The following is a 14,961-nucleotide window of genomic DNA, read 5'->3' on the forward strand; positions in this document are numbered from 1 at the left end:
AAATAAAATGATATACTTACTTATGTGTAATTGCGGTTTCCCGTATTGCAAAAAGATTTTATTAAAATACCTTTATGTTAATTTTCAAATATCTCATCCTAAATTAAATCTCCAGTGACAAATGCTGAATAAATAATTGAATATGTTTTGCACAAGCAATTAAAACCTTTGATAGGGAAACATAGGTAGGAAGAAGGCAATTGATGGTATATAGAATTTTACATACTTTTATATCTATTTTATAAATACGCTACTCTCATTCGCCAATCTGCCCAGTTCCGGGTAACTAAGCGCTACAGCATAGCATTTATATCTTAGTTTCAAGAAAAATAAACAAACCAATTATTAATAACGATTATGAAAAAAACAATTACCTTTTTTATTGTACTATTTTCAGGTGTCAATATTTATGCCCAGGAAAATGTTGATTTATTGACATATGAAAATACCCAAGACATTAATTTTTTTAGCTCAATTAAAAATGGTGCGCAGGTAAAAGAGTATGTAACGGTTAGTAAGAATAGTGTAAAGATTGGCGACACGTTAATATTAGGAACGCCCACTTCTCAAGAAATGAACACCAGGACTTATTCAGGAAGTTATGGCACCAAGGCAAGAGGAGGTGTGGCACAATCAAGAAGCACCGCTAAAAAAACTTACGAATTCTTACAAATGGGTAGACCTGCCGGGTTTGGAAGTATTATGGCTGCTATGAATGGAGATGCGCAGAGTATGGCAGATAATAGTTTAAAAAATACTTCTGTAGTTGTCAATGAAATAAAAACATATCACAGGGGTAGTAAAAATAAACCTTTATATGTTGTTATGGTTTTAGGTGAAATAAATGGGAGAGCTTTTGGCATAAATAAATATTTAAGTGTAATGGATACAGAGTTAGCTATTGAGTCTGGTGAAGTTTTACTAAAAAACAGAAAGATGACTAGAGATGAGGCTATTGCGAAATTAAAAGAGGCAAAAGAATTAATGGAAATTGATATGATGAGCAAGGAGGACTTTGAAAAACTAAAAAAAGAACTTGCTCCTATCATTACTTCTAAACCGCAAAACTAACACTTACTGTAAACCACCTTTTTTCAAATGAACGATACAATATCGAATTTCCTAAAAGCATTAAATGAGGTTGAAAGGGTTGATTATATTACTCAACGAGTAACATTAGTTGATGATATTATTAATATAAACGGAGATACCTTTTCAACTTATGAAAATAATTTTGTTACAAAACTAAATGAGAAATATGCAATTTTAAACCATATGAAATTGATAGCAGAGCCTAAGGAGTTAATTCGTCAATTTCAAATCCCAAAAAAATATGCATATTCTGATATTAGTGATAGTAGGGTTGAAAAAAGTGTAAATGATATTTGCAGTCTACTTGGAAACGAAGCAAATCCATTTGAAGAACTTTACCTCATTCCAGATTTTATCATACACAAAGATGAAACTGATAAAAGTCCAATGAACCAAAGGCTAATTGTTGAAGCTAAACAGAACTTAATCTAAGCTATAAAAAGTTCATTTGGGATTTTTTCAAGCTGAATTTATATCTAAATAAATTTAATTTTCAGAATGCTATTTTTTTGTCAATTAATACTCCAAAAAAGACAATTTACAATTATATTTCAAATTACTTGAGAGATAGATTATATCTACCTGATGTTTACAGAAAATTATGTATTATCACTAAAGAGAATTTTGAGAGCGAAGCAGATGTAATTTCATTCCAAGATTTTTTCGATGAGCGATATAAAAGAAAAAAACAATGACCATGATTTCGAGATAGTAGGGCTAAACGAAAAAGTTCAAAGATGGTTCTCCGATTGAATGTATTTGCGAAATTGGAAAAGTTGTAGTTCGTTGCCAATTGTCTCAGCGTTTACGCTAGTGGGCTGGATAACTTATGCTGCCATTATTAATCTTAATAAGACCAGCAAAGCACAAGTCAGGCCTATGCTTAAAGCAATAGACGCTAAGACTCATCCTAGTATGGGAGGTGTTTATAAGTATAGCGCAATTGTCATTTTTGGTTTGATTAAAGTTGCAATTCATGAAATATAAAGTTTTACTACTAATAGCCATCCTATCAAACGCATATATCCAGGTGCGATCACAGATAACTTATGACCGTTATTTAATTAAAGGTGTTGGATATATATCCATACCAGAGACTATGGAGATACAGAGCGGCGAATACAAGAAAATCGAGGAGAAATACCAGAATGATTTGAAACAAACATTTAAGTTCCAAATTACTGACAATAGAATTGTATTTCAACAAAAGGGTCTCAACAAATTAGACAAAGAGTCATTTAACACATATGCTAGAGTAATTTTGGAGACTTATCTTGGAACCCCTGGAGAGTATGAAAAACTGACTACGACAGTTACGGCTACGTCGAGTGAGTTATTAGAACTAGATAAGCAGCTTAAATCACAAATTATAGAATCATTTAAGAATACTGGCTTGAAGTTAGTAAATTGGAACAGGGTACAAATAGTGACAATAAACGGGGGAAGTGTTTTAAAGATATCATACACCAGACAATTGAGGAACAACCCTTTAGTGAACGTATCAATGTATCAATTCCATAATAACGATCGAATGCATATGTTAACATTCTCATATAGAAAAGAAGACGCGGTTGACTGGTCTCAGAAATTGAATGTTGTTTTGAAAAGCTTCAAAATTACTAATATAAGATGAAGTCCGCAAACAGGCTTAAAAATATCCTAAGTTAGAGAATGATGCTAGGCCAAATATAATTAATAATATAAAAGAACCGACCTTAAAAAATTTCAAGAGGTGATGACCAAACACAAAGCTAATAACGGCGGAATCCCGAATAATCTTGATGATAAGATAAGAGATGCTACTGGATTTTTCTTGGAACATAAAGTGGCAGTAGATCTTGAGGAATGTGGGTGGCAGGTAATTCATAATCGATACTATCTAGATGATGCAAATCCTACTCAACGAGAAATGGACATTGTTGCCTACAAGGTTACTGAAGTTTCAGATTTAATTGTTTATACCGCTTTAATAATAAGTTGTAAAAAGAGTGTTGATAATAATTGGATCTTCATGACTAGGGATAATAACGGAACAAAGAATAATACCGTTAGTTACCCATTAGCTAACTTTTCCAATGATATCGTTCTGAAGTACCAAATGAAAAAGAATCAATGGGATTCAGAACTGAAGAATTCAACTGATAGCAAATTTGAACCATTACGCCAACTATATAGTACTCCTGATATAATATTTGCATTTCGCGAATACAATAATGCCAAAAACAGTATAGCTAACGATGCGAGCATATACGAAAGTATTAACACTTTATTAAAAGCCCAGGCTTACGAACTGAATTCATTAAAAGACGGAAGAAAGGAATCTCTTTGTTATTATAATTTTAATTTACTATCATTAACAGATGTTGTTAGCCTGATTAAGACACATTGCGTTGGAGATGAAATGGAAAACACCATTATTAACCAGATTAACTATGTCAATCGTTTCATTGTTAATAAACAAGTAAACCACTCTGTAATTAAATTCGTAAGCCATGATATTTTCAAGGCTGTCCTAAATGATTATGATAATCTCCATTTACAGAACTGTTTAATTGTTGAAGAGGAATACAATCAATTTTATCAGGTTAATGTATTTTCTGATTATAGTGCAAAACAGATGATATATAACAAATTTAAAAAAAGTTTGATTATTGATCTGGATACTATATGTTCGAAATATCTGGAAGAATATATAAATTATAACGATGATGATCTTGAAGCGCTCTATTTGGAATCTAACAACACCGAGCGACGTTTCTATTTCTCATTACCAAAAAACAACCTACCGCTGCTAAACTTTCTTAATTCTAATAGTGAAATAAAAGAAATTGTTACAACGTGGTTCAGTTCGATATTTCATTACCGAGGATCATACTCATTCGAGTACGATGAATTGCCCTTTTAATAATTAATAGAAATCTAAGCTTGTAATCTGAAGACATTTAAGGAATTACGACGTCGATGCACTATCCATTACAAATAGAAATTTATATCCATTTCTCCTTTTCCTATTTGATCTTAACACTTGCAATCTTATAATAACTAATTCCAATACTTACTGTGTCTAAACTATCGAATGCAAAGCACATTACCAAGGCAATTCTTAGTGTCCTTGCAAACGGGCTAGATGACTTGTACTTTAATTAATAAGTAAGGTACGCGGATTTTACAATAGCGCGTGCAAATAATTTGCAGTACCAATAAGCCCATTTCTACGCAGGCTTTCCAGTACTTGATATTCATCCATTGCGGGATTCTTCCGGTTCAGCACCATCTCGCGAAAAGCCTTAATCGCCTGCTCCTGATTCAGGTCGATAATATCGGTAAGAAAATCATCGGCACTTTTGGCCTTTAGACCGAAGGTATCCAGATATTCCTCTGGAAAATCCTTCAGGTTATTGGTAACGATCACATTTGCGTTCGTTTTAATTGCAGCCGCAAGCACATGACGGTCATCCTCATCCGGTAATTGAATCTGTGGAATAAGGCTTTCATAATTACCCACCAAAGCATCAGGGAAAGCATGGTTTGCCTTTTGTACCCGCTTTTCAGCTTCCCTTTCTTCCACGCCGTGCCTGAGCATCACTTCTTTCCACTCACAGAAAATATTAGTACCCCACTTTGGCGTATAAAGATCATAATGGGCAAACCAGAAAAGCAGGTCTCTGATCACAACCGGATAGATGACATTGGTATCCAGTACGGCCTTAAACCTTACACTGTGAATCATACAAGCCGAGTTCCTCGTCAGCGCCCATAATGTCGATAATATTGTTTTTCTGTTGCACCTTCATCTTTTCTCTGTAAGCCACAACATCCTCGAATTTTATCCTGCGGTGCTTACCCACCCTGATAAACTCAATAGCCCCCTCTTCCAGTAATTTCACTAAATATGGCCTTGAACACCCTAATATCTCGGCTGCCTTCTGCGTAGTTACCTCCGTTGCCACCGGAACTATAGAAACAGGCTTACCTTCACCCATAGCCTTTAAAATATCACCCAGAAATACCAAAGCCCGTGCAGGTATCTTAATGCGTTCGCCCGTCTCTTCAATCTCAATCTCAGTCTGTTCAGAATGGATATTGGAGAGTATGGATGATAAAGCTGGTAAAGATTCTATGGCCATCTTCTGCTCTGTTTTGGAAGGACGGCGTATTTGATCAGTTGACATCATGCTGCAATTTTCTACGAAGTTAAACAAAAAACAAACGAAATAAACGAAATAAATAAAATAAACAAAACGATAACAAACGAGATTAACCAACGGTTTGAGAAAAGAAATACATCACAACTGTACGAACCAAAAAAATGTAAAAAGTTAAGAATACAAAACAGGAGAAATGAAATTTAACAATAGTATAGAACAAGCTCATGGTGGCACAATGACTAACTGACGATCGGCTACAAAATCTGAACTATCGACCGTAACCTCTGAACTATCGACAGTAACCTCTGAACTGCCGATCGCAACGTCTGAACTACCGACCGCAACGACTGAACTATCGACCGCAACGTCTGAACTGTCGACCGCAACGTCTGAACTATCGACCGCAACCTTTGAACTATCGACTGCAACGTCTGAACTGTCGACCGCAACCTCTGAACTATCGACCGCAACCTCTGAACTATCGACCGCAACCTTTGAACTAACGACCGCAACATCTGAACTATCGACCGCAACCTCTGAACTATCGACCGCATGATGGAACAGCCCTCGTTTATGCCCTATTTAAGCAAAAAAGATTTTGTAGATTGATTTATTGTAGCTATCTTGCCTATGCTAAATGATAATTAACATATTTTACAAATCTTAAAAGAGAAGCCAATAAGTAAATCAATTTTTAAACAATATTCCTGAGACGAGCGGTGGTCCCGTATCTATATTTTCTCTGTAAAGAGTTAATTGTCGTTTAGCAGCGTCTCAGGATCTTTTTATCAATGTTATGCTAAACGACAATTGTAAAAACCCAAACACACAGCTCCCAAATGAGGTAGCAGCTGTAAGTACCTTCCGGAAACTGATTGAAGCCTATTTCGATATGATCAGTTTATCGGATGTGAATCAATTCCTTACTGAAATGCTTAGCGCAGCTATCGGGCCCGATCCGCGCTCCGGTAAACACAAACCCATTACCATTGCCAATGCCCTTTATGATGTAAACAATCTCATCAGCCTGCTTACCAAAACAAAACTTTTGGCCAATGAAGAAACCTTTCAGCGTTATGCCATAAACCTGAGTGATAACCTACAAGCTGTTGGCCAATTTGATGTGGAGCACCTTTCAGAACTATTATATGTTGGATTAAATGCCTATATCTTTCAGGAAGATGATTTTGAAGGCGCAACCTTAAAATTTTCTGCCGAAATTACCGCTGCCTATAAAATGATTTATGATTGGCTGTCAGACTGCGATGCCTGGCGTAATTCTTCTGAGAGTTATGAATATAACGAAACTGCCGGTTTAGCAGCTACACTGTAACCGCTCAAATTTTAATTGGCCATTTACCCTATACAGCTATGAGGGAAAACTCCCCTCCTGATTTAGGAGGGGTGCCCAACGGGCGGGGTGGTTACTACCAGTTATATCACTTAATTCGGTAGGTGAGACACCAACCGATAGATAAAAATTGTTTAGAGCGTTAGGCTAGGCCAGCTTGCTTTGAAACAACACAGCCCTTACCGAAGCACGCCCGTCAATCCCAACCCTTATATTAAATCCTAGCTTATGGACAATTCTCTTTTAAGAAAAGTTTAGGCATTATGCCAGCTTGCTTTGAAATAGCACAGCCCTTACCGAAGCACGCCCGTCAATCCCAAGAGCCGGGGAAATCAAAAAAACAGGTGCAGTTCAGGTAAATTGGCACTAACAAACCTGAAACGCAGTGGTTTTGTGTTCATAAAGATGATTTAAATTTTTAAAAAAATATTGAACACAAAACGAAGTGCCGCTGTTTTTTTGATGCGCATGGGATTGTGCAAAAGGCTCATTGCTGGATTGACAAAGCATTTTTGCATACTTTTGATGCCTCAGAAGTTTGATGCCCCGCGGCATAGAGCGGAAGAAGAATTCATACTGTAGCGTATTAAGCAATTCCCATCTTACCCCTTCAACTTACCCGGTGTTACCGCAAATTTCTTTCTGAAAGCATTGCTAAAGTGCTGTACAGAGGAATAACCGAGCATAAAGGCCACCGATTTTATGGAGAGGCCTTGCAGTAATAACTCTTTGGCATGGTTAAGCCGGTAATCGCTCAGGTAACCGAATATGCTGTTGTCAAACAGTCCTTTAAAACCCTGTTTAAGTTTAAATTCGTTAATGCCACATACTTTAGCCAGTTCGGCAACCGATGGTGGCTGGTGGATATTCTCGATGAGGTAGTCTCTTGCATGATAAATGCATTCGCGATCATAATCAGAATACAATGCCGCAGGTTCCTTTTGGTTAATGGCCCGTTCAAAAGCTTCGGCCTGGAGTACCAACAGCTCAATACATTTCGATTCAATAAACATCTGTTTCAGGCCTTCCGGATAATCACAATCGAGAATATCGCGGATGCAGTGCTGCATGGCCCAGGAAATAGGAAGATTTTGCTCCCCCAGCTGCATGTAACGCCCGGTATCGGCATGATCTGCCAGCACCTGTAATGCTTTTGTAGAATGCTCGGCCAATTGCAAAAACTTTTCTTTAGCGAAATGAACTTCAAAAAAGCGGTAGCTATGGCCGGTATCATATTGGCCTGTACCATCAAGCTCAGGCATATAAATAATATTCTGCTGGTTGGAATTAAAGATGTATTGCTGCTTATTTACGCGGTTAAAAATGGTGCCACTGCCTGAGAGCGTAAAACGCAGTTTGATCATATCGGGTACATCGTTGGTTGGGCTAAAATACATCTGCTGTTGTTTAAACAGGATATCGCCATACACAATGTAGATACCAGGAATATTGATCTGTACCAACTCGGCATCGCTAAAAGAAAAACTGTATTTGTCCTTTTTTTGTGTAACCAATCCATTGCGAACACGGAGATCATCAAAGCTGCCCCCAACCTTTTTCCAGGCCCCGTAATTCTTACCAACATTAATTCCCATAAAGGCAATGATCACAAAAAAAGCCGAACTAATGCAATGGGATTATCCACAATTCGGTTTTTTGCAAAAGAAAATCCTTTTGGTGTAAAAGTGTACCGCAGCTATTTTTCAATTTTGCCTGAATTGCGAATACAACGCAAGAGATTAATGACTATACCATGGAGAAGCAAGAGGACCCGACTACGTTAACGCTAAGTAAAAAAACTGACGTTCTCCCACCTAAAAACACCCTAATTTTTAAACTTTTACAAGTTTTACCTTTAAAACCGGAAGAAAAAGTATTGGAAATTGGGATGATGAACACCGTACACCTGTCTTACCTGTTTGAAAAGGCAGAAAACATTAGTTATTCAGGCACCTACCATACCGAAGCCGCAACTGATTCGGCCTTTTCTATTGATGAAGCTGATGGTAATGACATAGAATTAATTAAAACAACCGATCATCAGCTTGATTTCGAGGATAATTCATTTGATTATTGTTTTACAGCCAACACCATTTATTTTTGGCCCGATCCGCTAAAATACTTAACGGAAAGCTATCGCGTATTAAAATCAGGTGGAAAAATGAATCTTGCCTTTGTTGAAAAAAACTTTGGTGCTCACCTGCCCTGGACACAGCTCGATTTTACATTTTACGAGATTAATGAGGTAAAAAGCCTGTTCAAACAATCGGGATTTACCAACATCGAAGTAAAGAAATTAACCGAAACGATAATCGAGCAAAACGGAGAGGAAATCACTAAACCTTTTATCATGGTATCTGGTCAGAAAAAATAGTGGCTCTGGTTAAATTCACCTACTATTGGAATCCAATGTCATCGAAGAATCTTCATCCTGAACTTGTTTCAGGATCTTATTGAAATAAATTTGGTCCCTCACTACTTGCTTAGACACAAGTTAGGCCAATGCCTCTGGGAGGGGCACTAAGACTTGCGCTAGAACAGGAGTATTTGTTCCGGCACTATAAAATATTATATTTAACCTTATGAAGAACGTTCTCAAAATCTTGGCACTGATCGCTTTGTCTTTTACTTCTTGCACCAGGCCTTTGTCGCTTGTAAACCAACAATTATATTTGATAAAACCGGTAATGAACGGCAAAAGATACTCCGTAGTACTATGTCAATTCCGAATTAATGATGTCGAGATATTTGCGTTTCATGACTCTTTTAGCAACAATGCAGACTACATTAAAGGTAAATTTAGAGTGGAACAAAACCAACTGATATTCCCTGAAGGCACATTCGATATTAAAAGAACCAGCTTGGGATACAATCTTCTTGCCTATAATAAGATAAAATATCAATTACTAACGGTGGATGGATATAAGAAGTATAAAGAACTCAAAATAGGGCAATCCGTAGATCAGAATTTTCTTTAGGCTAAACCTTATAGCTAGATTCTGCAGGTGCGCGTCCGTTCTTTTACTATCGGTTGGTGTCTCACCAACCTGAATCAGTTTGTAACAAACCATTCTATACTCCATCTAACAGATATACCAAAAAAGATGTGATGAAAAAAAGTTACCTGATCCTTTTATTGTATGCTGCAATGCCCTTCATCGGCTGGAGCCAGCAAGTTATATCCCCAAACAAAAACTTAGTGAATAAAAAGTTTATTCACAACCAACACTACCAGATGGAATGGACCATGCTTAAAGACACCAGCAGATTTACCGTTGGTTTGGTAGATACGAAGGTAGGGGTTACAGGTGATAAAATACAGGTAATTACAACCGTAAAAATGAAATCGTCTCCTTCCCCGTGGATTGATTCAACCATTGTCAAGAAGACCGATTTCTCACCGGTTTACCACGCCTCTTACAATGCACAAAGAGAGATGGCCATTGAGTTCGGAACAGAAATTAAGGGTTTCTATCACGACAAAACCAGTGGTAAGAAAACAGCAATAGCCCAACAGGTTGAACCTGGTTATTTCGATAGTAATTTCTACCCCATGCTGGTCAACTGGTTGCCGTTAAAAACAGGTTTCAAAGCAGATTTGAATATTTTTGATTACAATCCAAACGGAAAAACCGGCGTAATTAAAGCGCATATATTAAACGTTAACGAAGGAAAATACCGCACCAAAAATTCTGGCGACAGAAAGGTATGGATCGTAGAAGCTTCGGATGAAATTAGCAGTGCAGGTGGGAAAAGTATTTATCATATCGACCAAATTACCAGGCAACTCTATCTGCAGCGAATTACGATGGGCAGCCGCATCATGGAAATGAAATTAATAGAACCTTAATCTGGCTCCTTATCCGGTATAAATTAGTTTGAAAGGGATGTACTGATCAAAAGTATAATATTTACTTATCTGTTGATACCGCTCCAACCGAATTCATAACCCGGGTGTTTTCTTATTGTAATTTGCCAAGGCTTCTCCAACAAAACCATAGACCAACAATACCAGAAGATAACCTTTTATTTATGCCCTGTTTAGCTGTTGTTGACCTGCCAAACTGCATCAGCGCAAATCTTTAACTTACCTGATCTACCACGAGGCCTTAACTTAACCCAGGCAAGGGCGAAGCAGTGTGCAGGTATATACGAAGCAGGCCTGGCCGGAACGTGGCCTAAACGTGGGGTAAATGTGGCATGAATGTGGACTTTTGAAGTTTTTTTTGGGGGATTTTTAAACAGACGGATGGATTTGAGTGATCATCCTTTTTTGATTAAACCAATATACTAAAATAAACCGGGGAAACCAGATATCACACATTTAATAGCTCGGATCCTGGTGTTTAGACTTGCGGGCCGGATGAATTGTGCTGTTGATAATTGGTCTGCTAAAGCGCTAGTCATACTGATGCTTAGGTACATGGTCGCTAAGCCTACATTAGCATGGGGGATCCGGGGGGTGGCTGCAAAATGACCTCAACCTTCCTTTCAGCATTGTGGGGCGGAAGTTTAGCAAGCAGGGTAATTGCTAACGATTGGTAATCGCCCTCTCCACCAATCATCATACCTACCACTGAGCATTTTTCATCATCAAGACGCATGATATATGCCGGTGGCTCGTGGTTTTCAAATATGGTTTGGAAGTGTAAGGCCTCCTCTGCGTATTTAAGACAGGTATAATATGCTTTTTCGTCGCTGATCTTGTATTGCACGGTAGTGACCACGCCACTTTCTTCAGTCAAAGTAAAAGCCTCACCAGGCGACTGATAAAGCATTAAGTTTTCTAATCGTTTAAGAAAACGGAAGCCACGAGCAATTAGCAGTTCATGCGCATTACGCGTTGAAATTTGATATAAATCCCAAAGCAGTTGTGGCTTGATCGTATTTTCGTTCATGGCTGAAGTTAAACAATATCCTGCTACCAGCACTAACGCAAATATTATAAACTGGCCACGGTTATTACCTTTAGTATTAGTATTGCCTAGCGGCTGACAACAGCTGCTTTAATTCATAATCTTTTAAATACGGCTAAATCCGCTGTCAGGCCAACGCTTAAGGCAGTGACCGATAAGGCTTGCGCCATCATGATTAATCAAATGTATACCTCAATCCAATTTGAAACAAATAGGTTGAATTTAGGCTGTAGTCGGGACGAAATGTTTCAGAAACCAACCTGCCGCCAACATTTGCAAGATTAAATTTTGGTGGTGTGGTTCCGTTGGCCGAGATCATATCCAGGTTTACAGGTATAAGGATGGCAGAGGCGTTAATCAATTTTTTAAGACCCCAGTTTTTATAAATCAGGTTTCCAATGTTAAGGACATCAATACTGGTTTCAATCCGGTTTTTATTTTTCTTTGGGTCGATGGTAAATTCTGCCGAGAAATGGAGATCAAACAAATGCCGCCACGGAAACAGTGCACCATTACGCTCCGCGTAATTTCCTTTACGTTTATTCAGATAAGCGTCTTGCGCGATATAATCAAAAAAAGCCTTACGCTGCGCCTCACTACTGTACACCACCTGGTTTCCGTTCAGCAGCACTTTTAAAGGTTCAAATGAAATTTCTGACGGATTTTCGGGAACATAAATCAACGAACGGTTGGTTCCATCCCCAACAAGATCGCGTGCATAGGTATAGGAAAAGCGCCCCTCCGAACTTCCCTGATATACCAATCCGAAATTAACTGTTAAATGTTTATTGAATACCAGTGGCCAGGTAACCGTTGAAACAATCCGGTCGGGCACAATATAACCGGCATAACTTAAAGCCGGATGATTAATTCCGTTTACAGTGGGTGTAGCATTTAAGGCAGATAAGGTCTGGTCGCCATCACCGTCGTTATAATTTCTGGCAACAGACCGGATATAGGAGAATGAAAAATCAGGCCCGCGCCTAAAACTTTTACTCACAGCAAATAAGGCAGAAAAATAAGACCCGCCGGATAAATTGGAAATGCTTACCATGTTTAATGCCGAAGTGCCTTTAGGATCTGCTTTTCCGTTGCTGTTTAAGGTATTGATATACTTTGCCTGATTTTTTTGCGGATAGACCCACCTGTGGTCAGGATAATCCGTAATATTTAGCCTGGAGGGTTCTACCAGATTAATATCACTAAACGCAATGCTGCGGATATCCCTGTTATAAACTGCATCTACCTGTAAGCTGATGCCGCCAGGAAGGGTTGCCCTGGCCCCTATACTGGTTTTCCATGTCTGAGGCATCTTGAAATCGCCGGAAAGCACACTGCTTACTGATGGAAGCGGTTCGCTTTGCCCCGTAGCAAACGAATGCTGAAAGTCTGCCTCAAAAGGATGTGGGGTGTTAAGCTGCCCCTGCCAGGTCTGACTTACCTGCCCAACACCCGAATAACGGGCCTGGCTAATTACCCATACAAAAGGAATACGCCCCGTAAATATCCCTGTGCCTAATTTTAACTGAAGAAGATGGTTGTTAAATACATCGTATTTTAAACTTGCCCTTGGTGATAGCAGTATTTGCGGTTGCGGCAATTGTCTGGTGTTGACCTGGGTACCTGAGCTAAAAACCAATTCAGAAAGTTCCTGGTTTTGGGGTAGTTGTTTGGGGTAGAGAGACAAATCACCTCTCAGACCTAAATTAAGCACTGTATGTTTACCCAAAACCATATTATGCTGTGCAAATGCAGAAAGGTTAAAATAATCAAAACCATATAAAGGAGGGTTTTTATCCTGCCCGGTTGGATAGGTTACCGCGTAATCAACAGGTTTTTTGCCTTCTGCGAAGTCAGACCAGGAGGAAAAGGTGTAATATCCCGTTCCAAAGGGCATATAGCGATTTCCGGTACGGATATAATCAGCCTGAAATCCTGCATCCCAACTATTCTGCCGCGGCTTCCAGTGCAACACATTACTTATGGACACTAAAGCTACGCTTCTTTTATTGTGGTAAGAAAACGGTTCATAGCCAAATGAGGTAAATGGGATACCATCTTTTAAAATATCTACAAACGGGAATGGTTTACTATCTGATAGCCGCAACTCCTGCTGGCCGGTATAAGAAGCCCGCAGCGTGTTATCTAAATGTGTGGAGAGCTTACTGTCCCACTCCAGGGAAAGGGAATAAAAACCGGATCTGGTTGTAAAGTTCGAGTTTGAAAACGGCAGCGCATTAAGGTTTCTTCGTCCTGTGCCTGCTGCAAAGGGCGTTAAGGGACTTCTTGAGCCATTCAGCAGTTCAGGCTTTAAACTATTGAGCTGATTATACCGAACAGTTAACCTACTGTTCCCGGCAATATTCCAATCTGCACGGATGAGGAATTTTTGGCTACTATTCGTAAAATCATAGCCCTGATAACTACCCGTTTCATAGCCGTAGTTTGCATACAGATAGCTGCTTATGCTGTCGAGTGCTGCAGCGCCTGGCCTTGCCGTATTAACGGATGTACCATAGGGGGATTCACCTGTAGCTGCCCTAAAGGTTTGGGGCTGGTAAACTTCTCTTTCCTTTTCAAAACTGATGAAATAAAAAAGCCGGTTTTTTAAAATTGGCCCACCCAGCCTGAATCCGTTCAGCAGGTATTGAAGGGGTCTTTTTTCGAGCGTGTTTCCGCCAACCTTCCTGCCATAGCTATCCTGGTTTTTAAAGTAGGAATATACAGCCCCCTGCATTTTATTGTTGCCCGATCGGGTGATGATGTTAATGGCGCTTCCAATAAAACCAGATTCCCAGATGGAGCTATAGGGTGCGAGATTGAGCGAAATTTCGGCTATCGCATCAAGTGCAATAGGCTGGGCCCCATTGCCCGGAAGGTTATCTCCTACCCCAAAATTGTTGTTAAACTCCGAACCATCAATAGTGATGAAGTTTTGCCGGTAATTGCCACCCGCAATTGCAGCCCCGAATGCATAGGGACTCAGCCGGGTAAAGTCGGTAATACTTCTTTTTACACTGGGCAAGAGCCTTATCCTGGCCTGGTTGATATTAAATAAAGTACTGCGATTGTTGGGGTCAAAAAGCATGTCGCCGCTACCTGCGCTTACCTGAACATCATCCAGCATTCTGATATCTTCTCCCAACATCACATTCAATGATATTTCATCCTCAAGTTTAAAGAACAGTCTATCCAGCCGGTAGGATTTGAAGCCCAAAGAGCTAACCTCAAACCGATAGGGGCCACCTGGCTTTACATCAGAAATCAGGTAGCCCCCGGACAGGTTACTGGCGCAGCCATAAACGGTATTGGAGGGTAAATGAATCAACGTAACCGATGCGTTATTTACGGCTACACCACCCGCGGTCCTGATCAGTCCTGACAGCGATGTCCTGGTGGTCTGTGCTGCACAGCCAAACCCAGCTAATACCAGAAAAACCAACAACAACCGCAT

Annotated in this window: 13 protein-coding genes; 8 read left to right on the top strand and 5 right to left on the bottom strand. The window is 39.3% G+C overall.

All coding sequences use genetic code 11. From position 1 onward, the window contains the following. Positions 1–357: 357 nt before the first annotated feature. The 4 genes from ACIQXP_RS02430 to ACIQXP_RS02445 all read left to right on the top strand — a co-directional run bounded on the left by ACIQXP_RS02430 (position 358) and on the right by ACIQXP_RS02445 (position 3,997). Positions 358–1,071, top strand: coding sequence for a hypothetical protein (locus tag ACIQXP_RS02430; protein WP_387504164.1), 714 nt, complete (start codon positions 358–360; stop codon positions 1,069–1,071). Between the two features lie 27 nt (positions 1,072–1,098). Then, entirely contained in the window at positions 1,099–1,524 is a 426-nt protein-coding gene (locus tag ACIQXP_RS02435) for a hypothetical protein (protein ID WP_387504163.1), read from the top strand. Between the two features lie 544 nt (positions 1,525–2,068). Continuing rightward, positions 2,069–2,725 (top strand): hypothetical protein, encoded by a 657-nt coding sequence (locus tag ACIQXP_RS02440; RefSeq protein WP_387504161.1) that lies wholly within the window; start codon positions 2,069–2,071, stop codon positions 2,723–2,725. 102 nt (positions 2,726–2,827) lie between these two features. Next, positions 2,828–3,997 (top strand): hypothetical protein, encoded by a 1,170-nt coding sequence (locus tag ACIQXP_RS02445; RefSeq protein WP_387504160.1) that lies wholly within the window; start codon positions 2,828–2,830, stop codon positions 3,995–3,997. 261 nt (positions 3,998–4,258) lie between these two features. Here ACIQXP_RS02445 and ACIQXP_RS02450 read toward each other — a convergent pair whose 3' ends face one another. Together ACIQXP_RS02450 and ACIQXP_RS02455 are read right to left on the bottom strand one after the other, a co-directional pair. Next, positions 4,259–4,822 carry a PIN domain-containing protein gene (locus ACIQXP_RS02450; RefSeq protein WP_387504159.1) on the bottom strand — a complete coding sequence of 188 codons (564 nt, stop codon included), beginning with the start codon at positions 4,820–4,822 and terminating at the stop codon, positions 4,259–4,261. Beyond that, the gene (locus tag ACIQXP_RS02455) at positions 4,800–5,267 is read right to left on the bottom strand and encodes a helix-turn-helix domain-containing protein (RefSeq protein ID WP_387504158.1); all 468 of its coding nucleotides are present in this window, start codon (positions 5,265–5,267) and stop codon (positions 4,800–4,802) included. Before ACIQXP_RS02455 ends, ACIQXP_RS02450 begins: the two co-directional genes overlap by 23 nt. 769 nt (positions 5,268–6,036) lie before the next feature. Here ACIQXP_RS02455 and ACIQXP_RS02460 point away from each other — a divergent pair. After that, positions 6,037–6,573: a hypothetical protein gene (locus ACIQXP_RS02460; protein WP_387504157.1), complete on the top strand. Its 537-nt coding sequence runs from the start codon at positions 6,037–6,039 to the stop codon at positions 6,571–6,573. 620 nt (positions 6,574–7,193) lie between these two features. On the opposite strand, the gene ACIQXP_RS02465 is transcribed toward ACIQXP_RS02460, so the two are convergent. After that, positions 7,194–8,186 (bottom strand): helix-turn-helix domain-containing protein, encoded by a 993-nt coding sequence (locus tag ACIQXP_RS02465; RefSeq protein ID WP_387504156.1) that lies wholly within the window; start codon positions 8,184–8,186, stop codon positions 7,194–7,196. A 158-nt stretch (positions 8,187–8,344) separates the two neighbouring features. On the opposite strand from ACIQXP_RS02465, the gene ACIQXP_RS02470 reads away from it, so the two are divergent. The 3 genes from ACIQXP_RS02470 to ACIQXP_RS02480 all read left to right on the top strand — a co-directional run bounded on the left by ACIQXP_RS02470 (position 8,345) and on the right by ACIQXP_RS02480 (position 10,441). After that, positions 8,345–8,965: a class I SAM-dependent methyltransferase gene (locus ACIQXP_RS02470; RefSeq protein ID WP_387504155.1), complete on the top strand. Its 621-nt coding sequence runs from the start codon at positions 8,345–8,347 to the stop codon at positions 8,963–8,965. 208 nt (positions 8,966–9,173) lie between these two features. After that, positions 9,174–9,569 carry a hypothetical protein gene (locus tag ACIQXP_RS02475; protein WP_387504154.1) on the top strand — a complete coding sequence of 132 codons (396 nt, stop codon included), beginning with the start codon at positions 9,174–9,176 and terminating at the stop codon, positions 9,567–9,569. A gap of 131 nt (positions 9,570–9,700) precedes the next feature. Continuing rightward, positions 9,701–10,441, top strand: coding sequence for a DUF3108 domain-containing protein (locus tag ACIQXP_RS02480; RefSeq protein WP_387504153.1), 741 nt, complete (start codon positions 9,701–9,703; stop codon positions 10,439–10,441). A 586-nt stretch (positions 10,442–11,027) separates the two neighbouring features. Here the strand turns inward: ACIQXP_RS02480 and ACIQXP_RS02485 are convergent. Next, the gene (locus ACIQXP_RS02485) at positions 11,028–11,489 is read right to left on the bottom strand and encodes a hypothetical protein (RefSeq protein ID WP_387504152.1); all 462 of its coding nucleotides are present in this window, start codon (positions 11,487–11,489) and stop codon (positions 11,028–11,030) included. A gap of 193 nt (positions 11,490–11,682) precedes the next feature. Next, on the bottom strand, positions 11,683–14,961 hold the full coding sequence (locus tag ACIQXP_RS02490; protein WP_387504151.1) for a TonB-dependent receptor: 3,279 nt from the start codon (positions 14,959–14,961) through the stop codon (positions 11,683–11,685).

The sequence above is a fragment of the Pedobacter suwonensis genome (genome assembly GCF_044762335.1).
Taxonomy (GTDB): Bacteria; Bacteroidota; Bacteroidia; order Sphingobacteriales; family Sphingobacteriaceae; genus Pedobacter.